This is a genomic window from Thioclava kandeliae (assembly GCF_040297545.1).
In the GTDB taxonomy this organism is placed as follows: Bacteria; Pseudomonadota; Alphaproteobacteria; order Rhodobacterales; family Rhodobacteraceae; genus Thioclava; species Thioclava kandeliae.
On sequence record NZ_JAYWLC010000001.1, the window covers coordinates 526,730 to 552,020 of the forward strand.

General features: G+C 61.9%; 27 protein-coding genes. 10 read left to right on the forward strand and 17 right to left on the reverse strand.

Annotation, left to right across the window (positions count from 1 at the left end):
- Nucleotides 1-13: 13 nt before the first annotated feature.
- The 3 genes from VSX56_RS02470 to VSX56_RS02480 form a co-directional block, all read right to left on the reverse strand.
- Nucleotides 14-1,162, reverse strand: coding sequence for a cytochrome-c peroxidase (locus tag VSX56_RS02470; RefSeq protein ID WP_350934577.1), 1,149 nt, complete (start codon nt 1,160-1,162; stop codon nt 14-16).
- A gap of 126 nt (nt 1,163-1,288) precedes the next feature.
- The gene (gene proS / locus VSX56_RS02475) at nt 1,289-2,629 is read right to left on the reverse strand and encodes a proline--tRNA ligase (protein ID WP_339112056.1); all 1,341 of its coding nucleotides are present in this window, start codon (nt 2,627-2,629) and stop codon (nt 1,289-1,291) included.
- A gap of 89 nt (nt 2,630-2,718) precedes the next feature.
- Nucleotides 2,719-3,198 carry a hypothetical protein gene (locus tag VSX56_RS02480; protein WP_350934580.1) on the reverse strand — a complete coding sequence of 160 codons (480 nt, stop codon included), beginning with the start codon at nt 3,196-3,198 and terminating at the stop codon, nt 2,719-2,721.
- Nucleotides 3,199-3,432: 234 nt separating this feature from the next.
- On the opposite strand from VSX56_RS02480, the gene VSX56_RS02485 reads away from it, so the two are divergent.
- The 4 genes from VSX56_RS02485 to VSX56_RS02500 are packed head-to-tail and all read left to right on the forward strand — an operon-like array spanning nt 3,433 to nt 9,044.
- On the forward strand, nt 3,433-4,515 hold the full coding sequence (locus tag VSX56_RS02485; RefSeq protein ID WP_339112054.1) for an AI-2E family transporter: 1,083 nt from the start codon (nt 3,433-3,435) through the stop codon (nt 4,513-4,515).
- A 35-nt stretch (nt 4,516-4,550) separates the two neighbouring features.
- Nucleotides 4,551-5,240 carry a P-loop NTPase family protein gene (locus VSX56_RS02490; RefSeq protein WP_350934582.1) on the forward strand — a complete coding sequence of 230 codons (690 nt, stop codon included), beginning with the start codon at nt 4,551-4,553 and terminating at the stop codon, nt 5,238-5,240.
- 45 nt (nt 5,241-5,285) lie between these two features.
- On the forward strand, nt 5,286-7,451 hold the full coding sequence (locus VSX56_RS02495; protein WP_350934584.1) for an RNA degradosome polyphosphate kinase: 2,166 nt from the start codon (nt 5,286-5,288) through the stop codon (nt 7,449-7,451).
- A 42-nt stretch (nt 7,452-7,493) separates the two neighbouring features.
- Complete coding sequence (locus VSX56_RS02500; RefSeq protein ID WP_350934586.1) at nt 7,494-9,044, forward strand: Ppx/GppA family phosphatase; 1,551 nt, start codon at nt 7,494-7,496, stop codon at nt 9,042-9,044.
- A gap of 2 nt (nt 9,045-9,046) precedes the next feature.
- Here the strand turns inward: VSX56_RS02500 and VSX56_RS02505 are convergent, their stop codons facing one another.
- From VSX56_RS02505 to VSX56_RS02515, 3 genes are all read right to left on the reverse strand, one after another.
- Nucleotides 9,047-10,066 carry an endonuclease/exonuclease/phosphatase family protein gene (locus VSX56_RS02505; RefSeq protein WP_339112050.1) on the reverse strand — a complete coding sequence of 340 codons (1,020 nt, stop codon included), beginning with the start codon at nt 10,064-10,066 and terminating at the stop codon, nt 9,047-9,049.
- A gap of 7 nt (nt 10,067-10,073) precedes the next feature.
- Nucleotides 10,074-10,772, reverse strand: a complete 699-nt coding sequence (locus tag VSX56_RS02510; RefSeq protein WP_350934588.1) for a TerB family tellurite resistance protein — start codon at nt 10,770-10,772, stop codon at nt 10,074-10,076.
- Nucleotides 10,773-10,942: 170 nt separating this feature from the next.
- Nucleotides 10,943-11,443, reverse strand: a complete 501-nt coding sequence (locus VSX56_RS02515; RefSeq protein ID WP_339112048.1) for an Lrp/AsnC family transcriptional regulator — start codon at nt 11,441-11,443, stop codon at nt 10,943-10,945.
- Between the two features lie 237 nt (nt 11,444-11,680).
- On the opposite strand from VSX56_RS02515, the gene trxB reads away from it, so the two are divergent.
- Together trxB and VSX56_RS02525 are read left to right on the forward strand one after the other, a co-directional pair.
- The gene (gene trxB, locus VSX56_RS02520) at nt 11,681-12,634 is read left to right on the forward strand and encodes a thioredoxin-disulfide reductase (RefSeq protein WP_339112047.1); all 954 of its coding nucleotides are present in this window, start codon (nt 11,681-11,683) and stop codon (nt 12,632-12,634) included.
- Between the two features lie 202 nt (nt 12,635-12,836).
- Complete coding sequence (locus VSX56_RS02525) at nt 12,837-13,901, forward strand: Hint domain-containing protein (RefSeq protein WP_350934591.1); 1,065 nt, start codon at nt 12,837-12,839, stop codon at nt 13,899-13,901.
- A 15-nt stretch (nt 13,902-13,916) separates the two neighbouring features.
- Here the strand turns inward: VSX56_RS02525 and VSX56_RS02530 are convergent, their stop codons facing one another.
- Nucleotides 13,917-14,147, reverse strand: a complete 231-nt coding sequence (locus tag VSX56_RS02530) for a DUF1150 family protein (RefSeq protein WP_339112045.1) — start codon at nt 14,145-14,147, stop codon at nt 13,917-13,919.
- Nucleotides 14,148-14,166: 19 nt separating this feature from the next.
- Nucleotides 14,167-14,580 carry an Hsp20 family protein gene (locus VSX56_RS02535; RefSeq protein WP_339112044.1) on the reverse strand — a complete coding sequence of 138 codons (414 nt, stop codon included), beginning with the start codon at nt 14,578-14,580 and terminating at the stop codon, nt 14,167-14,169.
- A gap of 233 nt (nt 14,581-14,813) precedes the next feature.
- On the opposite strand from VSX56_RS02535, the gene VSX56_RS02540 reads away from it, so the two are divergent.
- From VSX56_RS02540 to VSX56_RS02550, 3 genes are all read left to right on the forward strand, one after another.
- Nucleotides 14,814-15,032 (forward strand): YdcH family protein, encoded by a 219-nt coding sequence (locus VSX56_RS02540; protein ID WP_339107863.1) that lies wholly within the window; start codon nt 14,814-14,816, stop codon nt 15,030-15,032.
- A gap of 100 nt (nt 15,033-15,132) precedes the next feature.
- Nucleotides 15,133-15,624 carry a 5-(carboxyamino)imidazole ribonucleotide mutase gene (gene purE, locus VSX56_RS02545; protein ID WP_350934594.1) on the forward strand — a complete coding sequence of 164 codons (492 nt, stop codon included), beginning with the start codon at nt 15,133-15,135 and terminating at the stop codon, nt 15,622-15,624.
- Nucleotides 15,621-16,685, forward strand: a complete 1,065-nt coding sequence (locus tag VSX56_RS02550) for a 5-(carboxyamino)imidazole ribonucleotide synthase (RefSeq protein ID WP_350934597.1) — start codon at nt 15,621-15,623, stop codon at nt 16,683-16,685. Before purE ends, VSX56_RS02550 begins: the two co-directional genes overlap by 4 nt.
- Nucleotides 16,686-16,718: 33 nt before the next feature.
- Here the strand turns inward: VSX56_RS02550 and VSX56_RS02555 are convergent, their stop codons facing one another.
- Entirely contained in the window at nt 16,719-17,525 is an 807-nt protein-coding gene (locus VSX56_RS02555) for an alpha/beta fold hydrolase (RefSeq protein ID WP_350934599.1), read from the reverse strand.
- Nucleotides 17,522-18,121, reverse strand: coding sequence for a 2-hydroxychromene-2-carboxylate isomerase (locus VSX56_RS02560; protein ID WP_339112041.1), 600 nt, complete (start codon nt 18,119-18,121; stop codon nt 17,522-17,524). The genes VSX56_RS02555 and VSX56_RS02560 overlap by 4 nt, the downstream gene beginning before the upstream one ends.
- Before the next feature lie 121 nt (nt 18,122-18,242).
- Here VSX56_RS02560 and VSX56_RS02565 point away from each other — a divergent pair, with 121 nt between their 5' ends.
- Nucleotides 18,243-19,262: a ribose-phosphate pyrophosphokinase gene (locus VSX56_RS02565; protein ID WP_339112040.1), complete on the forward strand. Its 1,020-nt coding sequence runs from the start codon at nt 18,243-18,245 to the stop codon at nt 19,260-19,262.
- Nucleotides 19,263-19,322: 60 nt separating this feature from the next.
- Here the strand turns inward: VSX56_RS02565 and VSX56_RS02570 are convergent, their stop codons facing one another.
- The 7 genes from VSX56_RS02570 to VSX56_RS02600 all read right to left on the reverse strand — a co-directional run bounded on the left by VSX56_RS02570 (nt 19,323) and on the right by VSX56_RS02600 (nt 25,147).
- A complete protein-coding gene (locus VSX56_RS02570; RefSeq protein WP_350934601.1) occupies nt 19,323-20,408 on the reverse strand; it encodes a threonine aldolase family protein in 1,086 nt (361 codons plus the stop codon).
- Nucleotides 20,405-20,857, reverse strand: a complete 453-nt coding sequence (locus VSX56_RS02575) for a YcgN family cysteine cluster protein (protein WP_350934603.1) — start codon at nt 20,855-20,857, stop codon at nt 20,405-20,407. Before VSX56_RS02575 ends, VSX56_RS02570 begins: the two co-directional genes overlap by 4 nt.
- 48 nt (nt 20,858-20,905) lie before the next feature.
- Nucleotides 20,906-21,826: a bifunctional riboflavin kinase/FAD synthetase gene (locus VSX56_RS02580; protein ID WP_350934605.1), complete on the reverse strand. Its 921-nt coding sequence runs from the start codon at nt 21,824-21,826 to the stop codon at nt 20,906-20,908.
- Between the two features lie 38 nt (nt 21,827-21,864).
- Nucleotides 21,865-22,314, reverse strand: coding sequence for a MaoC family dehydratase (locus tag VSX56_RS02585; RefSeq protein ID WP_350934660.1), 450 nt, complete (start codon nt 22,312-22,314; stop codon nt 21,865-21,867).
- Between the two features lie 229 nt (nt 22,315-22,543).
- Nucleotides 22,544-23,425 carry a TIGR01459 family HAD-type hydrolase gene (locus VSX56_RS02590; protein WP_350934607.1) on the reverse strand — a complete coding sequence of 294 codons (882 nt, stop codon included), beginning with the start codon at nt 23,423-23,425 and terminating at the stop codon, nt 22,544-22,546.
- A 95-nt stretch (nt 23,426-23,520) separates the two neighbouring features.
- Nucleotides 23,521-24,264 (reverse strand): sulfite exporter TauE/SafE family protein, encoded by a 744-nt coding sequence (locus VSX56_RS02595; RefSeq protein WP_350934609.1) that lies wholly within the window; start codon nt 24,262-24,264, stop codon nt 23,521-23,523.
- Between the two features lie 91 nt (nt 24,265-24,355).
- Nucleotides 24,356-25,147 carry an SDR family NAD(P)-dependent oxidoreductase gene (locus VSX56_RS02600; protein ID WP_350934612.1) on the reverse strand — a complete coding sequence of 264 codons (792 nt, stop codon included), beginning with the start codon at nt 25,145-25,147 and terminating at the stop codon, nt 24,356-24,358.
- Nucleotides 25,148-25,291 lie beyond the last annotated feature (144 nt).

The window sequence follows — 25,291 nt, forward strand, 5'->3', positions numbered from 1 at the left end:
CAAACTGCCGACATCATTCTTCCAGAAAATGCTCGTAACGCGCATCGGTCAGGGTCCTGAGGAAGGCCACCAGCGCATCGATCCGCTGATCATCGAGCGCAGGCCCCATCTCCAGTTTGTCGAGCGAGATATTCTGCGCGATCTCGGGCGGCGCAAAGGGCGCGCCGGTCTCGGGGTTGATATGCCGCTCGGGGCGCTTGGTATTATAGATATTGTAGAACAGGATCACCGTGCGCAGGTCCGAGAAGACCCCGTTATGCATATAAGGGCCGGTCACGGCCACGTTGCGCAGGGTCGGCACCTTGAACTTTCCGGCCTGCGCCGGATCGGTGATCGCGGGATTGTCCAGAAGCCCCCGATCGAGGAAGCCCTCTCCCTTGCCGTTGCGCCCGCGCACCGCCGCATTCACCGGCACACCGATATTGTGGTATTCGTAATTCGAGAAGGTCTCGCCCGCCTCGCCGGGTGTGGCGCGCAGCTGGTGGCACTGGTTACAATTGGTGAATTGCTGCGAGAAGAACAGGATGCGCCCCAGTTCCTCCTCGTCGGTCAGTTCGATCTCGCCGCGCAGGAACCGGTCATAGCGGCTATCAAAAGGCGCGAAATCCTCGGTGCTTTGAAATTCGGCCAATGCCTTGGTCGCGGCGGCAAGCGTGGCCTCGGGATCGGCCTCGAGGTCCGCGATCCCCGCCACCTCGCGCGCCATCCGCGCCTGATCGGGGTTCTGCGCCAGACGCTGCGCGAAGATCTCGGGGGATGGCAGCGCCATCTCGACGGGGTTGAACAGCGGCCCGCGCGCCTGCTCGGCCAGATCCCTGGCGCGTCCGTCATGAAACTGACCGCCGCGATAGATCCCCGAAGCGTCCATCGCGAAATCGGGCGAGAAGGAGGTATAGCCCAGCGTCGGCGCGTTCCGGTCGCCAAGGCTCTCGAAATCATCGCCCAGCGAGACCGCCTTTCCCGCCTCTGATTCACGTGGATCGGTGAAGGCGAAGGACGGATCATGGCAGGTCGCGCAGGATTGCGAGCCGTTCTGTGAAAGCTCCGTATCATGGAACAGCGTCTCGCCCCAATCAGCCCAGAGGTTTACCGGCCCTTCCTGGGCGGATGCCTGCAGAGGCCAGAGCGCGATAACCGCAAGAACGAGAGAACGGGACATCATGGGCACATTCCTTGAGACGGCCCGTTCATGCCCTATTTTCCTGATCTTTTCAATCAGGAACGTCAGGCACGCAAAGCAAAACGCCCCGGACAAGCCGGGGCGTTCCAGAAACGCTAGAGGCGCGGATCAGCGGTGCTTGGCGTAGATCTCGATGATCTTGGCCACGGCGGCCTCGGCCGACATTTCCTCGCTCTCGCCGGTGCGGCGCGAGGTCAATTCGACCTTGTTGGCGGCCACGCCACGCGGGCCGATGGTCACGCGCCACGGCAGACCGATCAGGTCCATCGTCGCGAATTTGGCACCCGCGCGCTCGTTACGGTCGTCATAGAGCGGGTCCAGACCGGCTTTGGTCAGCGCGGCATAGAGCGCGTCGCAGGCACTGTCACAGGCCGCATCGCCCTGTTTGAGGTTCACGATGCCCACATGGAAGGGTGTCACGCCCTCGGGCCAGATGATGCCCTTCTCGTCGTGGTTCGCCTCGATCAGCGCGCCGACCAGACGCGAGACGCCGATCCCGTGCGAGCCCATCTCGACCGGAACCTTGGAGCCATCGGGCATCTGCACATTGGCGCCCATCGATTCCGAGTATTTGGTGCCGAAATAGAAGATCTGGCCCACCTCGATCCCGCGGGCCGATTTGCGGCGCTCTTCGGGAACCTCGTTGAAGATCGCCTCGTCATGGGTCTCGTCGGTGCGGGCGTAAAGGGTGGTGAACTCCTTGCAGATCGCTTCGACCTCGTCGCGATTGTCGTAATCCACCTCGCGATCGCCCAGTGTCAGGTCGGTCACGTTGGAATCGTAGAACACCTCCGACTCGCCCGTAGGCGCCAGCACGAGGAACTCGTGGGTATTGTCGCCACCGATCGGGCCGGAATCGGCACGCATCGGGATCGCGGTCAGGCCCATGCGCTCATAGGTGCGCAGGTAGGAGACCATATGGCGGTTATAGGCATGGAGCGCATCTTCCTTGGTCAGATCGAAGCTGTAGCCGTCTTTCATGAAGAACTCGCGGCCACGCATCACGCCGAACCGCGGGCGGACCTCGTCGCGGAATTTCCACTGGATCTGGTAGAGCGTCATCGGCAGCGATTTGTAGCTCTCGACATGGGCGCGGAAGATGTCGGTGATCATCTCCTCGTTGGTGGGCCCGTAAAGCATATCACGGCCGTGGCGGTCCTTGATGCGCAGCATCTCGGGGCCATAGGCGTCGTAGCGGCCCGATTCCTGCCAGAGTTCGGCCGATTGCATCGTGGGCATCAGCACCGGAATATGGCCCGCGCGGACCTGTTCCTCATGCACGATCTGTTCCAGACGGCGCAGGACCTTATAGCCCATCGGCAACCACGAATAGATCCCTGCCTGCTGCTGCTTGATCATACCAGCACGCAGCATCAGCCGGTGCGAGGCAATCTGCGCCTCGGACGGGTTTTCCTTCAGAACGGGAAGAAAGTAGCGGGAAAGGCGCATGACGGACGGTCCCTGTCGGTTATGTTAAACTGCGCTCGGGGCTAGCCGATATAGCGCCCTTGGGCAAGAGCAACCGCGCCGTGCCGCGTTCAGAGATCCGTGGAGGCGCTATCCGGCCCGTCGGAAACCGGCTCGAACATCGCACAGGCCAGCTGCACACCGTCCTGCCGCAGGCTGATCGCGCGGGTCTTGCGCGCAAGAAAGGCGCTGCGCACATCGGTATCGGCCAGAATGAACTCGGCCTTCTGGCGCCCGAGCGCGGGCATGGGAAGCGCGGGGTGTTCCCCTTGTGCCACAAGATCGGCCTGCGGGATCAGGAGCGTGCCCTGCGCGGATCCGCAACTGCTGGTGGAGGCCAGCTCCACCCCAGCTCCGAATTGGTCGCCCCTGCTCAGCTCGATCGTGGCCAGCATCAGCCGCACCGAGCCATCCTCGGGGGCAAGATCGGCCACCGTCACCGAGGCCAGCGCCTGACCTTGGGCATCCACCAGATCGGCGCGCGCGGTCTCTGCCTGTGCCGTGACGGCCACGGAAAGGGACGCGATCACCATAGCGATAAGGGTCTTCATCTGCTGCTCCTGCTTAGGCGCCTTGCATGACATGCCGACCATAGGCAAAGGATGCAAGCCCTGCATCCCGCGCCTCCGATCACCTTTTCTCAAGCGCCACGTTAGACTGTCGTCCTTGTTGCCGGACGTATCGGTTCTTGCCGTGTTTTCGATCCGCCCTAAAATGGCATCATCGAGCGGTTGCGTTTGCCTCATATAATGCCATTCTGCCCGAGTATTTTTTCTGGAGCAATCATGTCTTTCACAATGCGCAACCAAGCGCTCATCTGGTCCATTGCCATCGTGGTCTTCCTTCTGGCGCTGTGGCTGATGGGAGATGTGATCCTGCCCTTCATCGTGGGCGGCGCCATCGCCTATTTCCTCGACCCGCTGGCCGACCGGCTCGAGAAATACATGTCGCGGGCGCTGGCCACCACGGTGATCGCGGTCACCGCCACATTGATCTTCGTGGTGCTGGGCATCGCGATCATCCCGCTCCTTGTCGACCAGCTGACACAGCTGATCGCCACCGCGCCGCAGATCTTTACCCGTCTCAAGGATTTCCTGACCACCAATTTCCCGCAGCTTGTGGAGAACGGCTCGCCGGTCAATGATGCGCTCGTCTCTATCGGCCAGACCATCCAGAGCCGTGGTGGCGAGCTGGCCACAACGGTGCTCAGTTCGGCTATGGGTGTGGTGAATTTCGTGGTCTTCATCGTGGTGGTGCCGGTCGTGGCCTTCTACATGCTGCTCGACTGGGATCCGATCGTGGCCAAGGTCGACCGCATGCTGCCGCGTCAGAGCGCCGAGACCATCCGCGGTATTGCCCGCGATATCGACCGTGTTCTATCGGGGTTCGTGCGCGGGCAGGTCACGGTCTGCCTGATCCTGGGCACGTTCTACGCTGTTGGACTGATGCTGGCGGGGCTGAATTTCGGGCTGATCGCAGGCGCGATCGCGGGCTCGCTGACCTTCATTCCCTATGTCGGCGCGATCATCGGCGGCGGGTTGGCCATCGGGCTGGCGCTGTTCCAGTTCTGGGGCGAATGGTGGCATATCGCAATTGTCGCGGGGATCTTTGCCATCGGCCAGTTCCTCGAGGGTAATATCATCACGCCCAAACTCGTGGGCAATTCCATCGGCTTGCATCCTTTGTGGCTGATCTTCGCGCTCTCGGCCTTCGGCACGCTCTTCGGATTTGTGGGGATGCTGGTGGCGGTTCCGGTTGCGGCGATGCTCGGCGTGCTTGCACGTTTCGGCATCCAGCAGTACATGCAGGGACCGCTTTACAAAGGGGTCGGCGCCAAGGATCTTCCGCCGGAAGATTTCACCAAATAGGCGGGCGGCCCGGCCAGACCGGGGGAGGCAGGATAATGGGCAGACAGCTGATATTCGACCTGCCGCTGCGCCAGTCGCAGGGGCGCGAGGATTACTATGTCGCACAGGCCAATGCGCTGGCGCTGGCGATGCTGGACACACCCGAAAGCTGGACCTCGGGACGGATGATCCTCACGGGCGATGCGGGCGCGGGCAAGACCCATCTCGCGCAGATCTGGGCCGATGCCAACCGTGCCCCCCTGATCCCTGCCCGCGAGCTGGCCGATTACGACGCGCCATGGCTGGCGACCGCCGGTGCCATCGTTGTGGATGACGCCAACCAGATTGCGGGCACGCGCGAGCGCGAATCGCTGCTGTTCCATCTGTGCAATCTCTGTCAGGCCGAAAACGTGAAGCTCCTGCTGACCGCGCGCACGCCGCCGCGCGACTGGGGCCTCGTGGTGCCCGATCTGCGCTCACGGATGGAGGCGACCACTTCCGCCAAGATCATGCCGCCCGATGACGCGCTTCTGGCCGCCGTGCTGGTGAAGATGTTCGCCGATTGCCAGATCCATGTGCCGGTCACGCTGATCCCGTGGCTCGTCAGCCGGATGGACCGGTCGCTGGCCACGGCACGGGCGCTGGTGGGCGCGCTTGACGCAAGGTCACTTACGGAAAAACGGGCGATTACCCGCTCGTTGGCCTCCGATGTTCTGGACAGTCTCGGGCTTCACGAAGAAGATTAATCAAACCGTCATCTTTCCGTTACAACTCAGGGCAATAACCGCGGCATGACACAGGCTGATTTTCTCAAAACCCCGTTTCCCGCGCCCGTCGAGCTTCCCGAAGAGGTTATCTCCGGCCCCGGACGTTTCTTCAACCGCGAGCTGTCATGGCTCGCGTTCAACTGGCGGGTTCTGGAAGAGGCGACCAATCCGCGCGTTCCGCTGCTGGAGCGGCTGCGCTTCGTCTCGATATCGGCCACGAACCTTGATGAATTCTACACGGTCCGCGTGGCGGGGCTGCGCGAGCTGGTGCGCGAGGGCAACAACCTGCCCTCCCATGACGGCCTGACCCCGCGCGAGCAGCTCCAGCTGATCAACGAGGACGCCCGCCAGTTGATGGATATGCAGCAATCGAGCTGGAACAAGATCCGCGCCGAGCTGGATGAGGCGGGCATCCATGTGGTGACCCGCGCGACCCTGACCGAGGATGACCTCTTCTTCCTGCGCAACCACTTCCTGCAGAAGGTGTTTCCGGTGCTCTCGCCCTTGGCGATCGATCCCGCACATCCCTTCCCCTTCATCCCCAATCTGGGCTTCTGTCTGGCGCTCGAGCTGGAACGCCCGGGCGACAAACGCCGGATGCAGGCGCTTTTGCCGATCCCGCAGCAGATCGACCGCTTTGTGCGCCTGCCCGGCGAGGCGCGGTTCCTGCCGCTCGAGGATGTGCTCCTCCTGCATCTCAACTCGCTCTTCCCCGGCTTCCGCGAGCGCGGCCATTGCGCCTTCCGCGTGCTGCGGGACAGCGACCTCGAGGTGGAGGACGAGGCCGAGGATCTGGTGCGCGAGTTCGAGACGGCCCTCAAACGCCGCCGCCGTGGTCAGGTGATCCGCCTCAAGATCACCGCAGGGGCGCCCGAGAGCCTGCATCAGGTCATCATGGACGAGCTGCATGTGACGCAAGACGAGGTGGTCGAGGTGCGCGGTCTTCTCGGCGTGGCCGATCTGAAAGAGCTGATCATCGACGACCGGCCCGATCTCCTGTGGCCCTCCTTCACGCCGCGCGTCCCCGAGCGCGTGCAGGACCACGAAGGCGATATGTTCGCGGCGATCCGCCAGAAGGACATGCTGCTCCATCACCCTTACGAGACCTTCGACATGGTGGTGCGCTTTCTGACGCAGGCGGCCAATGACCCCAATGTGCTGGCGATCAAGCAGACGCTTTACCGGACCTCCAAGAACTCGCCCATCGTCTCGGCGCTCTGCGAGGCCGCCGAGAACGGCAAATCGGTCACCGCACTGGTAGAGCTGAAGGCGCGCTTCGACGAGGCCGCCAATATCCGCCAGTCGCGCATGCTCGAGCGTGCGGGAGCGCATGTGGTCTACGGGTTCACCAATTACAAGACCCATGCCAAGATCAGCACCGTGGTCCGCCGCGAGGGCGACAGCCTCGTGACCTATACCCATTACGGCACCGGCAACTATCACCCGATCACGGCCAAGATCTATACCGATCTCAGCTTCTTCACCTGTGATGATGCGCTGGGACGCGATGCGACCAAGGTTTTCAACTATCTCTCGGGCTATGTGCAGCCCGAAAATCTCGAGAACCTCGCGATCTCGCCCCATACGTTGAAGCCGCGCCTTCTGGAGATGATCGCCCGCGAGGCGGAATTTGCCAAGGCCGGCAAACCTGCCGAGATCTGGGGCAAGATGAACTCCATCATCGACCCCGAGGTGATCGACGCGCTCTACGCCGCCAGTCAGGCGGGCGTGAAGATCAGCCTCGTGATCCGCGGCATTTGCGGCATCCGCCCCGGCATCAAGGGGCTGTCCGAGAATATCCGCGTGAAATCCATCGTAGGCCGCTATCTGGAACATTCGCGCATCGTCTGTTTCGGCAATGGCCACGGGCTGCCCTCCAAGAAGGCGCGGGTCTTCTTCAGCTCTGCCGACTGGATGGGCCGCAACCTCAACCGCCGTGTCGAGACACTGGTCGAGGCTACCAACCCCACCGTGAAAGCGCAGATCACCGAGCAGATCATGGCGGCCAACATGGCCGACGAGGCCCAGAGCTGGATCCTGCAACCCGATGGCAAGTTCATCCGCCATCTTCCGGAAGATAACCAGACGCTTTTCAACTGCCACCGCTTCTTCATGGAGAACCCCTCGCTTTCCGGTCGGGGCTCTGCGGGCGCAAGTGACGTTCCAAAGCTTGCCCATAGCTTCGACTAAGCCTAATGTTTGGGCGAAGTTTGTTTAGTCCGGAAGGCTCAGATGGCAGATATAGTGGCCGTCGGTAACAGCACTGACAACGACGAGTGGGATCCCTTTGGCAAACCGCTCTTCGACGACCCCTCGATTCGCGCACTCAGCCGTGTGGGGGTCGTCGATATCGGCTCCAACTCCATCCGGATGGTGGTGTTTGACGGCGCGGCCCGCTCGCCCGCCTATTTCTTCAACGAGAAAGTCATGGCGGGTCTGGGACAGGGGCTCGCCGAAACCGGTCGGTTGAACCCCGAAGGCCGTACACGGGCGCTCACCGCGATGCGCCGTTTTGCTGCGCTCGCCAAGGGCATGAAGGTCAATTCGCTGACCTGCGTGGCCACCGCAGCCATGCGCGATGCCGAGGACGGGCCGGAATTCCACCGCCTGATCGAGAACGAGACCGGCCTGACCATCCATGTGGTCGACGGCCCCGAGGAAGCGCGGCTCTCGGCGCAGGGCGTCCTGTTGGGCTGGCCCGATGCCAATGGTCTCATCTGTGATATCGGCGGCAACTCGATGGAGCTGGCCGAGGTGCGCGACGGCAAGGTCTGGCGGCGGGTCTCCTCGCAGCTGGGCCCCTTCCGTCTGCAGCTGGTGGGTGACCGCGAGGCGCAGATCGCCCATATCAAGGACACCATGCAGCGGCTCGCCGCAGAGGTCGGCACCGGCTACGAACGCATCTATCTGGTGGGCGGCTCGTGGCGCGCAATTGCCCGCATCGATATGGAGCGCGAGAAATACCCCCTCCTGGTGCTTCATGAATACCGTATGACGCCGGAGGCGGTCGGCAAGACCATCGATATGATCGAAAGCGCGGCTCTGTCGGATCTGCGGGCAAGCACGGGGATCGGCTCGGCGCGGATGGATCTGGTGCCCTATGCAGCGCTGGTGCTGCGCGAGCTGGTGGCGGTCTTCCAGCCTGCCGAGATCGATGTCTCGTCCTACGGAATCCGCGAGGGGCTTCTTTACGAACAGATGCCCGACAGGCTACGCAAGCGCGATCCCCTGATCGAGGCCTGTCGCCATGCCGAGCGCCGCGCCGCCCGCATGCCCGGTTTCGGCAAGAAGATGCACAGCTTCATCCAGCCGATCTGGGGCGAGGTGCCGCCCGAAACCTATCGGGTGATCCGCGCCGCCTGCCTTCTGCATGACACGACGTGGCGCACCCATCCCGATTACCGCGCCGATGCCTGTTTCGAGAATGTGACCCGTGCCAATATGGCCGCGCTTTCGCATCCCGAACGGGTGCTGATCGGCCTTGCCCTGCTGCACCGCTACAAGAACAACCGCTCGAACTCGGCCCATCAGGACCTGTTCAAGCTGCTGTCCAAGGACCAGATCCGCGAGGCCGAGATCCTCGGAAAGGCGATGCGCTTCGCGGCGATGTTCTCGATCGATGATCCCGGCGATGCCGGACGTCTGGTCCGCCATCGTGAGGACAAGATCCTCGAGCTGAAACTGACCTCGAAAGGCGCGGAACTCTTTGGCGAGGTAACCGAATCGCGGTTTTCATCGCTGTGCAGCTCGCTCGGTGTCAAAGCGGTGATTACCCAGCCCTGACCCTATGCCCCGCTTTCGGGCGGGGCATGCACCACCAGATCCAGCGAAACCGGATAATGGTCCGATGCCGCCAGCAGCGCGTCGCGCAGTTCCGGATCCCTATAGCAGGCCGGATCATCGAACGGATGCCAGATCCGCCATGCCGGACGGTTGGCGCACAGATCGCCCGACACCATGATGTAATCCACGATCGCCCCGAAATACTGCTGCTCGGCCACCGACCAGAACCGCGCCGAGGCCGGCTGCGCAAGTGTCGGCGCGGTCCCGATCCGCGCATGTGGATCATGCAGAAGATAGTGCCCGGGGCCCAGCTGCCCGGCAATCACCTCGAGCGCCGACTGGCCCAGGATCTCCTCGTATTCATCCAGCCCCGGCCCGTCATTCAGATCTCCCAGCAGGATCACCGATTTACGTTCCTCCAAAAGCTGCTCGACCCGCTCGCGCAACCAGAGCGATTGCGCCAACTGCTTGCGACGGTTGCGCAACGCCAGACGGTGCATATTGCTCGCTGTCTCGCCATGGGTGATTTTCGATTTGATATGCACCCCGATCAGATGGAAATCCTGTGCCCCCGCCTGCACCACCGCCTCGAGCGGGGGCTTGTCGAACACATGATCGCCCGAACTCAGTCCGTGGACTTTCGGGACCGGATGCCGTCCGGGCTCGGGCGAGAGCCCCACCCGGACCCGGTCGGGATCATAGAGAAGCGCGATCTCCTGTGCCGTGGTGCTTGCCATGCCATGCAGACAGGCGCGGGTGCGCAGGCCAAAGGCTGCGGCAAACATCTCGAGGCTTACCCGCGTATATCGCCCCACCGCGTCATCGGGCGCCTCGACCACCAGTATGAGATCGGCATCCACCGTCGCCATCACCCGTGCGATGGCCTCCGCCTGCTCCCGTGCGCTCACCTGCCCGTGCCGCATGGGTCGGTCGTCAAAAGCGGGCCTGCCATCCCGATCGAACAGATTGGTGAACCATTCCACATTGTAGGTGGCAATCCGCAGGTTCATATCGCGGGTCATGATGCCCTCAGGCCAGCTCCGGTCGCGCGCGGATCTCTTCCCATGCGTGGTTCAGCGCCACGACACGGTCCTCGGCCAGACGCACAGCCTCCTCGGGCATACCACGGGCAATCGCCCGGTCGGGATGGGCCTCGCGGATCGCCGCCTTCCACGCCCGGCGCACCTCCTCGAGGCTCGCTCCGGGCTCCACCTCCAGCACGGTCCAAGGATCAGGATCGGACCCCGCCACATAACTCGCCCGCAGCGCCCGGTAGCAGCACTCCTTCAACCCGAAGATCCGTGCCACTTCCTGCAGGAAAACTTCCTCGTTCTCGTGGAAATCCCCATCGGCCACTGCAATCGCGAACAGCCCCTCGAGCACGTCTTTCAGGACCTGATTGCCCTCACCGAACATCGCCGCGATCTTGCGCGCATAGGCGTCGAACCCCGCCACATCGGTGCGCGCCATGTTGAACACCCGCGCGGCATTGATCTCTTCGTCCTCTGGAATGGAAAAAATCCGCCGGAACGCTTCCACCTCGTTACGGGTCACTTGCCCGTCCGCCTTGGCCATCTTCGCTCCGAGCGCGATGACAGCAATGGTGAAAGCCACCGACCGTTCGGGCGGCGCGCGCAACTGGTCGAACACATCCGACAGCGCCTCCCCCCGTGCGAGGGAAGCGATCGCCGCCGCGATCCGAGACCAGAGTGAAAGAGGCTTGTCCATAAACCCTAGTGTAGCCCGAATTCCGAAAGTTTCACACCGGCAAATTCACACAGCCGGTCACATATCCCTGCGCAAAACAGGCCCTTCCAGCGTCCCTAAATATCCCGGGGTGAATTGGCGGCCCTGCCGCCAAGAGGGGCAGCGCCCCTCCACCACGCCCTCAACGGCGATCAGGCCTGTTTTGCCAGACGGCTCTCGAGCACATCGAAGGGCACACCCGGCTCGTCCTTTGCGCAACGGATCACCAGCGAGGTCTTCACACTCGCCACGTTTTCTGCCGCGGTCAGATGGCTCATCAGGAAGCTCTGGAACGTCGAGAGATCGGGCGCCACGCATTTCAGGATGAAATCGATCTCGCCATTGAGCATGTGGCACTCGCGCACCAGCGGCCAAGCATTGCAGAGCGCCTCGAACTGGGCCAGATCGGCCTCCGATTGCGAATGCAACCGCACAGAGGCAAAGACCTGCACCTCGAAATTCAGCTCGCGCGGGTTCACATCCGCGTGGTAGCCGCGGATATAACCGGCCTCCTCGAGCGTGCGCACACGGCGCAGGCAAGGCGGTGCCGAGATCCCGACGCGTTTCGCCAGTTCGACATTCGTCATACGACCGTCGGCCTGTAACTCGGCCAGAATCTTCCGGTCGATTTCGTCAAGCTTTGAACTGGCCATGAATACACCTCCGCCTTGCGCCGAAAACTATCGAATATTTCACAGTCGCGCAATAATATTTCACACATTTGACTGCAAGCGCAATCGCGCGACATGCCGCAATGTTTTTCATCACGAAGACGGGTGACAGATCCGCTTCATTCTGCCGCTCTGCCCCGCTCGGGGGTTTTCGTTGCAGGTGGAGGTGTCTATATCCGCAACAAACCCGCTGCAAGACAGGAATCTCAGGAGATCCGCATGTCCGAGACGACCAAGAAAACCAAACTTCTCATCATCGGCTCCGGCCCTGCTGGCTATACCGCAGGCGTCTATGCCTCGCGGGCAATGCTCCAGCCGGTTCTGGTGCAGGGCCTGCAACCGGGCGGCCAGCTGACCATCACGACCGAAGTCGAGAACTGGCCCGGCCACACGGAGGTCCAAGGCCCCGATCTGATGGTTCAGATGGAAGAGCATGCCCGCGCGATGGGCACCGAGATCATCGGTGACTATATCACCTCGCTCGATCTGGGGCAGCGCCCGTTCAAAGCGCGTGGCGACTCGGGCACCACCTACGAGGCCGATGCCGTGGTTCTGGCCACCGGCGCACAGGCCAAATGGCTGGGTCTGCCCTCGGAAGACAAGTTCCAGGGCTTCGGCGTCTCGGCCTGCGCCACCTGCGACGGGTTCTTCTATCGCGGCAAGGAAGTTGTGGTCATCGGCGGCGGCAATACCGCGGTGGAAGAGGCGCTGTTCCTCACCAATTTCGCCTCCAAGGTTACGGTGATCCACCGCCGCGACTTCTTCCGTGCCGAGAAGATCCTGCAGGAACGCCTGTTCAAGAACCCCAAGATCGAGGTTGTCTGGAACCACACCGTTGAGGAGGTCCTCGGCACCGAGGCCCCGCTGGGCGTGACCGGCGTGCGCGTCAAATCCACCGCAGACGGTGCCGAGCGCGAGATCCCCTGTGACGGCTTCTTCGTGGCCATCGGCCATGCGCCCGCATCGGAACTGGTGAAAGACCAGCTGAAACTGCAAGATGGCGGCTATGTCTGGGTTGAACCGGGCTCCACCCGCACATCGATCGAAGGCGTGTTCGCGGCAGGCGATCTGACCGATCACACCTATCGTCAGGCCGTTACCTCCGCCGGCATGGGCTGCATGGCGGCGCTTGATGCAGAGCGCTGGCTGGCCGAGCAGGGTCTGGCCGAGTAACACGACTTTTTAAGCGGACAGCGAAAGCCCCCGACTCCAGCGTCGGGGGCTTTTTCGTGCCCAACAATTCAGCATGTTGAAAACACTAGAATTTTACAAAATATACATCTGATATTTAGGTTAGTATGATCACATAAATTAAAGAATTGGCAGGGGCGCAACAGGTAAGCAATCGTGTCCTTTATTACAGTAACGATTTGCTATGTCCGATATAAATTCCTGGGGCTGGTATGCCTCGAGCTTATGGCCCGGTGCCTCCCTCACCGAGCAGAATAACCTCGACACATCCGGTAACGGTCTGTCGGTCGATCCCGACAGCTATGTCGAAGTTACCCTGCATGACGCCGATAACGACGGTTATATCTGGGATGACGACAGCGATGATGTCCACCGGGCCGATGACAACGACACAATCGTCATCGAGGCATTGACGCTCTTTGCGCATGAAATCGCACGCTATTCGAATTCATCCATCACGGTAAACGGAGTCACCTATACCGGCCTTGATATGGAGGTCACGCTTTATACCAACGGCACATGGAGCGCGCGCTTGCTGGATAGCTCGCTACCCAACGGGGTGAACTACCAGAATGTCGACTCGGTCACCCTCGGAACATGGGATGGCGTTGAATATGACGGGGTCACGATCTCGCATATCGATGATCCTTTCGTCTGTTTTGCCGAAAACAGCATGGTGATGACCACCGAAGGGCCGCGACCGGTCGAGACGATCACGACAGATGACAGGCTGATAACGCATGGCGGGCAAGCCGCCGCTGTCGTCTGGGTCGGCTGCCGCACGGTCGTGGCAACCGGCAAGGCCGCACCGATCCGTTTCGGCAAGGGCAGCATCGGCAATCATCGTCCGCTCTACCTCTCCCCCCATCACCGCGTGCTGGTCGGACATCCGGCGCTCGAGGAACTGACAGGCTACTGCCACGGTTTCGTGGCCGCGCGGCATCTATGCGGATTGCACCCCGATATCCGCCCTGCACCGCGCGCGCATATTAGCTACTGGCACATCCTGACCGAGTATCACGAGGCGATCATGGCCGAAGGCGCCTGGGTCGAAACTCTCTATCCCGGATCCCAGGCGTGGAACATGCTGGGGCCCGCCTGCCATCGCCATATCCATGAGGCGCTACCGCATCTGCAGGATCTGCCGGGAAGCTATGGCCCGCTGGCCTATCCCGACCTACCGGGAAAGATCCGCCGCCAGCTCGGCGCGGATCTGTTATCCGCCGGCAAACGGCAAAGGGCGGCCTGAGGCCGCCCTGTCAACTCAGTGCACCGTAACGGGCGCAAGATCGTTCTGGCGCGCCAGAATGAAAGCCATCTCACGGTCCTTCACCAGCGCCAGCCGCTCGCCATCGGAGGCGTGAAGCGCGTAAAGCTGCTTCACCTCCCCCAGCTGCGCTTTGATATCCTCGGGCAGCTCGCCCGCATCCACGGCACGGATATAGGCGAGACGCTCTGTCTGGTCTTCGGGGGCGAAGTTGAATTTGGTATTCATCACAAGTCCTCCTGCCTGCTTATTTTTTCGAAATCGGAATGGTCTGCACGACCGGATCGGGGATCACGCGGCGCAGATCCACATGCAAGAGCCCGTTCTCCATCGACGCGCCCGCCACCTCGACACCATCGGCCAGCACAAAGCTGCGCTGGAAGGCGCGCGCAGCGATCCCGCGATAGAGATAGATCCGCTCGGAGAGATCATCGCCCTGACGGCCACGGATCACAAGCGCACGGTCTTCCATGGTGATCGACAGGTCATCCTCTCCAAACCCCGCCACCGCCAGCGAGATCCGGTAGCTATCGGGTCCGGACTGTTCGATATTATAGGGCGGATAGGCATCCGATCCGGATTTGGCGGTGCGTTCCACCAGCTGTTCCAGCTGATCAAAGCCCAGCAGATAGGGATGAGATCCAAAGCTCAGTTTCGTCATCAGGCAAGCCCTTTTCAAAGCGACATGCGGTTATCGGGCCCCGCGATCCGGCAACCCCTTCATCTCAATATGGTCAGGCAAAGCGGACACTGCAAGACCCTGCCATGAAAGGATTAACGTCGATTTCCTTCCTGAAATCCGAAAAATCGTGTATTAATAAACGTGAACACCCGCCGAGTCACCCGCATCCGCGGCGCCCCGAGCGGGGTTATAGATATGTTTAGGACGCCATCATGAATGCGCATGTCGAAATGGAACATGAGGAAGTGCTACGGGTAAAGCTCGCGGTGCTGCGTCAGGAACACCGCGATCTGGACGAGGCGATTGCCGCACTTCAGGCGGTGGCGCATTGCGACCAGCTGCGCCTGTCGCGGATGAAACGCCAGAAGCTCCAGCTGAAGGATGAAATCGCGCGGATCGAGGACAAGCTGATCCCCGACATTCTCGCATAATCCAGCCCACATTGCGAAAACACGGGGCTTTCGCCGCCCAAGCCCTTGCCCAGAACGGTGGCGCGCTTATAGTGCGCGCTCAAAGTTTCAGGAGGTACCATTGGGCGTACAAGTCGGAATCATCATGGGGAGCCAGTCGGATTGGCCGACCATGAAGGGCGCAGCACAGATCCTTGATGATCTCGGGGTCAGCTACGAGACGAAAATCGTCTCGGCACATAGAACCCCCGATCGCCTTTGGACCTATGGCAAGACAGCCGTCGAGCGCGGTCTGCAGGTCATCATTGCAGGTGCGGGCGGCGCGGCCCACCTGCCCGGCATGATGGCTTCCAAAACCCGCGTGCCGGTGATCGGCGTGCCGGTGCAGACCAAGGCGCTTTCGGGCGTGGACAGTCTCTATTCCATCCTGCAGATGCCCAAGGGCTACCCCGTGGCAACCATGCCGATCGGTTCGGCCGGGGCGCCCAATGCGGCCCTGATGGCAGCAGGTATTCTGGCGCTTCAGGACCCCGAATTGGCGCAGCGTCTGGACGCTTGGCGCGAGGCGCTTTCGGCCTCAATTCCCGACGAGCCGCAGGACGAACATCTATGACCACCTCGCTTCAACCCGGCGCCACGATCGGTATCCTGGGCGGTGGCCAACTGGGCCGGATGCTCTCGGTCGCGGCCTCGCGTCTGGGCTTCAAGACCCACATCTTCGAACCGGGCAGCAACCCGCCCGCAGGCCATGTGGCCGAGACGGTCACCACCGCTTCCTACGAGGATGTCGATGCGCTGCGCGCCTTCGCGCAATCTGTCGATGTGATCACCTACGAGTTCGAGAATATCCCGACCTCGGCGCTGGATATCCTCGAAGCGATCCGTCCGCTGCATCCCAACCGCCGCGCATTGGCCACCTCGCAGGACCGGATCATCGAGAAGAGCTTCCTGAACGAGATCGGCCTGAAGACCGCGCCTTGGGCAAAGGTCACCGATGCCGCAAGTCTTGAGGTCGCGATCGCGGACGTGGGCACGCCCTCGATCCTGAAGACCACCCGTCTGGGCTATGACGGCAAGGGTCAGGCACGGATCATGGCGCCCGAGGAGGCCTCCGAGGCGCTTGCCGCGATGGCAGGGGCCGAGGCTGTGCTCGAAGGGTTCATCGATTTCTCGATGGAAATCTCGGTGATTGCCGCGCGTGGCACCACCGGCGAGGTCGCCTGTTTCGATCCCGGCCAGAACGTGCACAAAAACGGCATCCTGCACACGACCACGGTGCCGGCGCAGATCCCCGAAAGCCTGCGGATGGATGCCGTGCTGATGGCCGCCAAGATCCTCAATACGCTCGATTATGTCGGCGTCATGGGGGTCGAGCTGTTTGTCACCAAGGGCGGGCTGATCGTGAACGAGATCGCGCCGCGCGTGCATAACTCGGGCCACTGGACGCAGGCGGGCTGCACCGTCGACCAGTTCGAGCAGCATATCCGCGCCGTAGCCGGTTGGCCGCTGGGCGATGGCACGCGTTACGCCGATGTCGAGATGCTCAACCTGATCGGCGATGATGTGCTGCGCGTGCCGGAATTCGCCAAAACGCCGCGTGTGCAGGTGCATCTCTACGGCAAGGCCGAAGCCAAACCGGGCCGCAAGATGGGCCATATCAACAAGGTTCTCTAACCGGAAACGCCGCGCATCAGCGCGGCGTTAGTCTTAGGAGCGGTCGAGATTGACCCCGATCAGATCGGCCAGGCTCTCGGGATGGGTCAGCGGCAGCATATGCCCCGCGCCGGGCACGGTCGCCGTGCCCACATCCTGCATCCGCACCGCCAGCTCGGCACAGACGAGCGGCACCGAGGGATGTGTCTCCTGCCCATGGACCAGAAGCACCGGCGCATCGATTTCCTCGATCCCGTCCGGGCGAAGGATATTGCCCGGATCGGAGAAATTGGCAGCCGCGGCGTTCCCCAGAATGGGCATCTGCGCGACAAACCGGATGCGCTGGTGCTCGGGGAGCGCCTCCCACGGCACACCTGCCCCCCATTGCGCCATGAAGGCTTTCGCCGCCGCCTCATGCTGGCCCGCCGCCAGAAGTGCGCTCAGCGCCGCCTGATCCGCGGCCACCGCATCATATTCGGGTGCGCCCTCGATGGCAGCAAAGAGGATCGGCTCGATCAGCGTCAGGCTGCGGATCGCATGCGGGGCGGCCACTGCCAGCCGCAGGGCTACCGAAGAGCCGAAACTATGCCCGATCAGATCGACGGGCCGGTCGATGAAGCTGGCGGTGATCTGCGTAGCCAGCCGCTCGAACGCCCCCGGCGTTTCGTCATAGGCCCAGTCGCCCGACCGCCCGTGTCCCGGCAGATCGAAGACACGCGCCGAGAGGCGGTCTTCCAAGAGCGCGAAGGACGGCTCCCAAGCGCGGGCATTGCCCAGCATGCAATGGACCGCCAGAGCGGGACGGTCGCCCTGCCCCAGCTGTTCGGAAGAGATGACGACGCCCTGACGTTCGTCGATCATGAAAGCGTCCCCAGATGCGCGTCCAGAAACTCAAGCCGGTCCTGCCCGAAGAAGCGCGCATCCGTATCGGTCACGATATAGAAGGGCGAGCCGAACACACCGGCGGCGACCGCATCCTCGAGATTCTTCTCGTAGGCGATGGCGCCGTCGAACAGCCCTGTCGTCACCAGATTGCCGTCAAAGCCGTTTTCCACCAGCGCCGCGCGGATCAGATCTTCCTCGCCGATATCGCGCCCCTCGGCCCAGCGGGCGCGCGCAATGGCATGGACAAGCCCGCCCAGATCACCACCACCGGCTTTCTGGGCCGCGATGATCGCATAGGAGGCGGGTGCCGCATTGGGCAACGGCACCGAGATATCGGGCATCGGCATGCCAAGCTTCTCGGCCCAGCGGGTGACCTCCTGATTACGGTATTCCATCCGCGAGGGGTGGCGCGCCGCAGGACGGGTGCCTCCGGTGCGGTCGAAAAGCGCCATCAGATCGAGGGGACGATATGTCACACCGGCCCCGTGGCGGCGGGCGATTTCCTCCAGACGCAGCCCCGCGAGATAGGTATAAGGCGAAAAGATCGAGAAGTAGTAATCAATATGTGACATTCGCATGTCTCCCTTGCACCCTTGGATTTGCCCCGAGGCTACCTCGGTGCTAAGGCAGGCGCAATGTAAGCGAATCTCTGCCGTGACCCTTCCCTCGCGGCGCTGCCCGGAGCCAAAGCCCATGTCCGCCATGACTGAACCCAAACTGATCGCCGGTAATGCCAACCGACCGCTGGCCGAAGCCATTGCCCGCCGCATGTCGATGCATCGCGGAATGTCCGTAGGCCTCGTCGATGCCCGCGTCGAGCGTTTCAACGATCAGGAGATCTTCGTGGAGGTCTACGAGAACGTCCGCGGCGAGGACATGTATGTCATCCAGCCAACCTCCAATCCGGCCAATGACAACCTGATGGAACTGCTGATCATGGCCGATGCGCTCAAGCGCTCCTCGGCAGACCGCATCACCGCCGTCATCCCCTATTTCGGCTATGCCCGTCAGGACCGCCGCACCAAGGCCCGCACGCCGATCTCGGCCAAGCTGATCGCCAACCTGCTGACCGAAGCCGGGGTCAACCGCATCCTGACGCTCGATCTGCACGCGACCCAGATCCAGGGCTTCTTCGATATCCCGGTGGACAACCTCTATGCCTCGCCGGTCTTCGCGCTCGATATCATGCACCACTTCAAGGGCAATATGGATGATGTCATGGTCATCTCCCCCGATGTCGGCGGCGTGGCCCGTGCCCGCGAGATCGCCAAGCGCATCGGCGCACCGCTGGCTATCGTCGACAAGCGCCGCGAGAAAGCGGGTGAAGTCGCAGGCATGACCGTAATCGGCGACGTGACCGGCAAGAAATGTATCATCGTGGATGACATCTGCGACACCGCAGGTACCCTGTGCAAGGCGGCCGAAGTGCTGATGGAAGCGGGCGCGACCGAGGTGCATTCCTACATCACCCACGGCGTTCTCTCCGGCCCCGCCGTCGAGCGCGTGTCGAAATCGGTCATGAAATCGCTGGTGATCACCGACTCGATCCAGGCCACCGACGCGGTGAAGAACTGCCCCAATATCCGCATCGTGCCGACCGCACCGATGTTCGCGCAAGCGATCCTGAACACCTGGTCGGGCACCTCGGTCTCCTCGCTCTTCGAGACCGAAACGATCAAGCCGATCTACGAGGGCATGTATAGCCAGTCGTAAGACCGGCCCCTGCCCCCCTATCGGAAAAGCCCGAAGCGGATGCTTCGGGCTTTTTGCGTTTCAGGCTTCGGAAAATGCCGCCTGGCTGGCGCTCTGGCCGCCCAGATGGTCGAGGAAGGCTCCCACCTCCTGCGCGGTCGTGGACCATGAACAGACAAGCCGCGCCGAAATCAGCTCCTCGGGGTCACCGGTTTCCAGATCCTGATCGAAGGGCCAGAGATAGTAATAGGCGCCCTCTGCCATCAGCTTGCAGTGCAGATGGCGCGGCAGCGCCACAAAGACACCGTTTGATTGCACCGGATGCAGAAGGCGGACCGACGGCAATGCCGCAAGCCCCTGCGAGAGCTTATCGGCCATCGCATTGGCATGACGCGCCAGCTCCAGCCAGTAACCCTCTTCGAGATAGGCCAGCATCTGGGCCGCCAGATAGCGGTGCTTGGACATCAGCTGCCCCGCGCGCTTGCGACGGAGTTCGAATTCCTGCGCGCGGGCGGGATCGAAGATCACCACCGCCTCGACCCCCATACACCCGTTCTTGGTGCCGCCGAAGGAGAGCACATCGACGCCTGCCTTCCATGTCATCTCCGCAGGGCTCACATCCAGCCGCACCAGCGCATTGGCAAAGCGCGCTCCATCCATATGCACAGGCAGATCATGGGCCTTGGCCACATCGCAAAGCGCACGGACCTCTTGCGCGGTATAGACCGTGCCGAATTCGGTGGAATTGGTGATCGAGACCATACCGCGCTGGATATTATGGATCGCCGCCCCCGTATGGCCGATCTTTTGCGCCAGCGTCTCGGGCGTCATCTTGGCATCCTCGCCCTCGACCAGCACGAGCTTGGCCCCATCCGAGAAGAACTCCGGCGCGCCGCATTCGTCTTCCTCGATATGGGCATTGCGATGGCAGAAGATCGCCTCCCACGGATTGGTCAGCAGCGCACAGGAGAGCGCATTGGCCGCTGTGCCAGAGGTCACCAGAAAGACCCGCGCCTCAGGTGCCTCGAACACCTCGCGGATACGGGCCTCGACGGCTTTGGTCAGATCATCGGCGCCATAGGAGCGTGCATGGCCCGCATTGGCAGCCATAAGACCTTCCATGATGCGCGGCGCCACGCCCGATGTATTGTCCGACCCAAAATTCATGACAGATCCTCGATGACGTAATCTTCCCAGTCTTCTTCCGGCACTTCGTATTCCGGCACGGTCCAGCCGCGCACGGATTGACCGGCCTCATGCACGGTCTCTTTCGATCCAGATAGAAGGTAGTGCCAGCTTTCCAAGGGCTTGCCCTCGAAGCGCAGCCGATAGGCGCAGGTGCGCGGCATCCAGTAGGCGATCTCGGAAATCGACTCGGGCGTCAGACGCACACATTCGGGCACGAAATGGTGCCGGATCTCATATTGCGAGCAGCGGCAGGTCTGGCCATCCAGCAGGCGGCAGGCGACGCGGGTGAACTCCACCTCGTTCGTATCCACGAATTCCAGCTTGTTGAGACAGCATTTGCCACAACCGTCACAGAGCGCCTCCCATTCGGTCGGGTTCAGATCGCCCAGCGGCAGTTCCCAGAATTTCTTGCGTTTCTTATCGGCCATGGGGCGAGACTCATCCTTTAGGGTAGGAATTGCAATGCGTCGCTTGGCTCAGGCGGTCAAGATCTCGCGTGTTCGGATCACATCCTGATCCATCTGTTTGATCAGATCGGGAATGCCGGTAAAGGCCACTTCGGGGCGCAGATATTCGACCAGCGCGATCGACAGATGCTGACCGTAGAGATCGCCTTTGAAATCCAGCAGATTGGTTTCGAGGTTCGGTGTATTGACCCCGAACATCGGCCGCACACCGAGGCTCGCGGCGCCCATATAGCTGCCCTTCTGCGGGCCGGTCATCACATCGACCTTCACCGCATAAACCCCGAGTTTCGGGAGATGCAGCCCGTCAACCGACATATTGGCGGTGGGATAGCCCAGCTCGCGCCCGCGTTTCTCGCCATGGATCACCGCGCCCTCGATCCGGTGTAAATGGCCCAGCATCGCGGCGGCGAGTTCGGGCTGGCCCTCGCTCAGCGCATTGCGGATCGCGGTCGAGGAAACATGCACGCCCTCCACTTCGAGCAGCGGCGCAACGGTCACATCGAAGCCGAATGTCTGCCCGCAGGCTTTCAGCTCCTCGATACCGCCCGCCCGTTTGCGGCCAAAGCGGAAATCGCGTCCCACTGTGACATTGGTCACCCCGAGCGCCTCGGAGAGCACCTCGCGTGCGAAGGTTTCCGGCTCCATCGAGGCCAGCGCCACATCGAAAGGCAGCGCATAGAGGAAATCGACGCCCAGCTTTTCCAGCCGATTACGCCGCGCCTCGGCATTCATCAGGCGGAAGGGCGGATCATCGGGCCGGAAAAACTCGCGCGGATGCGGCTCGAAGGTCAGCACACCCAGCGGCACACCATCGCGGCGCGCCAGATCGATCACCGACTGGTGGCCCAGATGGACGCCGTCAAAATTGCCCATGGCGATGGAGGCCCCGCGTGCCTCTTCAGGGATCTGCCAGTGGTCGTAAACTCGCATAAGCCGTCCGTTCCCGCATTCCGGCGAGAACCAGAGCCTCAGCCGCGCAGGGTTTCCCGCGACGGCGCCAGCACAAGGGCCTCACCCTTCAGAACAACCGTATCGCCCACCGTGCACTGGGTTGCAAGTGTGACCCGCCGCTTATCCCGATCAATCGCCGCCACGCGGACAGTTGCACAAACTTCATCCCCCGGCCGCACCGGTGCCATGAAAGTCAGCGACTGTTTGAGATAGATCGCCCCATGTCCGGGCAGCTGCTCGCCGATCACCGCCGAAATCAGCCCCGCCGAGAGAATCCCGTGCGCGATCCGGCCCTTGAACAGGGTGGTGCGGGCATAATCCTCATCCATATGCACCGGATTTCGGTCAGTCGAGACTTCGGCAAACAACTCGATATCGCGGTCGGTGACGGTTTTCACCAGCTGGCGCGACATCCCCATCTGCAGATCCTCGATGAAAATCGTAGACCCTTCGATTTCCTTCATCATCGTCATCACGACTCCCTTTCCCCTACCCCGCTACGCGGCCATGTTGCACCGCAGCATAGCGCGGAATGGCTCAAGAAACAATTAAACTCGTAACAATATATCGCAGTATACTAACTTGGCATCATATTATTGCGAGCAAGATTGTTTCGATTCCGAGACAGTATGGCAAAACGCCCCCGGAACAGCATGCTCCAAGGGGCGCCAGATCATCGGAATACGGGAGGACTGGTTAGCGCAGGCGACCGATCGCATAGAGCGGCGATTGCCCCTGCCCGTCGAGCCAGTCTTCGAGCTTCCCGGCATCGGGATTCTCGACATCAGGACCAAAAGCTTCCGCAGCCAGCCCACCGGTCACGAACAGGCAGTCAAGCCCCTCACCCGCAGCACCCGCCACATCGGTCAGGATACCGTCGCCCACGGTCAGGATGCGGCTGTCATCGGGCAGGCCGAAGGCCGCCGAGAGCTTGCGCCGCGCCAGATCGTAGATCGGCGGGTGCGGCTTGCCGCAATAGATCGCGTCGGCCCCCATTTCCTCATACAGTTCGGCCAGCGCACCGGCGCAATAGATCCGCTTGTCGCCCATATCCACGACCAGATCGGGATTGGCGCAAAGCATCTTCAGCCCGCGGGTCTTGGCGGCCAGAAACTGCGCGCGATAGTCCTCGGGGGTCTCGGTGTCCTCATGGAACGGACCGGTGCAGACAATGCCCTCGGCCTCCTCGAACGACACACGCTCGATATTGGCGCGACCTTCCCATTCGGCGGGAATATGGGTGAAGAAGCCATCATCCTTTTCCGGCCCCAGATGCCAGACCTTACGGCCCACGGCACCGGCAAACATCGCATCCTGCGCCGCATCGCCGGAGCTGACGATCATATCCCACGCATCATCGGGGATATTCATCTTGGCAAAGCGCTCCTTGACGAAATCCGCCGGTCGCGGCGCATTGGTCAGCAGGACCACACGCCCCCCCTTGGCACGGAACGTCTGAAGCGCGGCCACCGCCGCCGGATAGGCGGTCACGCCATTATGCAGGCAGCCCCAAAGATCGCAGAACAGCGCATCATAGGGTTCGGAGATTTCAGCAAGCGATTGAACGATGCGGGTCATGGCAACCTTTCGGGCAGTAAGTCTGTGGCGCGTCACGCGCAGGGCTCTCTTAGGGATGCTCTATGACATGTCTGTAACAATTGGGAAAGCAAGCCCTAGGCGCCAATCAGCGCCATCCCGCCCTTGATGAGCAGAATAACGGACAGGATAAACAGCATCCCCTGGATGACACGCACATAATGGGTATCCGAGAGTTTGACCGTCAGCCATCGCCCGATAAAGGTGCCGATGATGCCGGTGGCGGCGAGCGCCACGATCAGCCCCCAGTTCAACCCGTCGAGCTGACCGATGGCGAAATAGGCGGGCAGTTTGGCCAGATTGCCGATAGCGAAGGAGATGGCGATGGTGCCTGCGAATTTCAGCTTCGGCAGGCGCTGGGGCAGCAGATAGGCCTGCGCGGGCGGCGCGCCCGAATGGGTGATGAAGCTCGCCACACCCGTCAGCGTGCCCCAGAACAGGGCAGGCACCAGCGCGGGTTTGGTCACATGGTCCGAGCCCCGTCCGAACCATGCGCGAAGACAGAACCACAGACCGATCGCACCGGTGAAGGCCAGCAGCACCGGCTCGGGCGTATAGGGAGTGATCACCGTGGCCAGGACCACGCCAAACAGAAGCGCAGGCGTGAACATCAACAGGTTCTTGGCCGAGAAATCCTTGCGGAAAAGCCAGACCCCGATCCAGTCGGTCACCACATAGACCGGCAGGAGCGTCGCCGCCGCCGTCACGGGGTTCATGAAGAGCGCCAGCATCGGCACGGCGATGGCGGCCGCCGAAGCCAGTCCGCCTTTCGACATACCCACGATCAGGGCGGCGATGAGATAGAGAATGGTCTGGTCCATAGGCCCTCCGAAGGCAGGTCCGGTCTCTTCCCATGATCCGTGGCCCAAGACCAGTGCAGGGGCGCACGGACAGCCCGCGCGCCCCGATATGTCACAGGCTGTTGATCACCCCGCCCTCGACGCGCAGCGAGGCCCCTGTCGTGCCAGAGGACAGGGGCGAGCAGGCATAGACGATCATATTGGCTACCTCTTCGGTGGAGGGGGCGCGCTGCAGGATCGAAGCGGGGCGATTGGCAGCCACGAAATCGGCTGCCGCGTCCTCATAGCTCTTGCCGGTGCTCTCGACCGTGTCTTTCAAGCCCGCTTTCATCCCGTCAGACAGCGTCGGCCCCGGCAGAACGGAATTCACAGTCACCCCCGTGCCCGCCATCCGTTTGGCAAGCCCGCGCGCCAATGCCACATCGGCGGCTTTGGTGACGCCGTAATGCACCATGTCCTCGGGAATGTTGAACGAGGATTCCGAACCCAGAAAGACCACACGCCCCCAGCCCTTCTTCTCCATCGCAGGCAGATAGGCTCGGGCCAGCCGCATCCCCGACATCACATTGACCTGCCAATATTTGTCCCAGACAGCATCCTCGGTCTCGAAGAAATCCACCGGCCCGAAGATCCCCGCATTATTGACGAGAATATCGCAGTCGGGCAGCCCCTTCACCACAGTCTCGCAGCCCTCGGCAGTGCCCAGATCGGCCGCGACGCCGGACAGTTCGGCGTCGGGCAGGCTCTTGCGGATCTCGGCAATGGCGGCGTCCACATCTTCCGTCTTGCGCCCCGTCAGGGTCACGCGCGCGCCACAGGCTGCCAGACCTTTGGCACTGGCAAAGCCGATCCCGTTGGTCGAGCCAGTGACGAGGGCAGATTTTCCGCTCAGATCGATTTTCATGTTATGCTCCGTTTCAAAACTTCTTGGCTCCCAACGCATTACCCCTTTGCATGGGTCCGGGCGTTTGACCGGACGGCAGGGCCATTGGCGCGTTGTCATTGCTGCTGGCTACGCTATTATTCGCGCCTGCCCCGACAAGGGCCG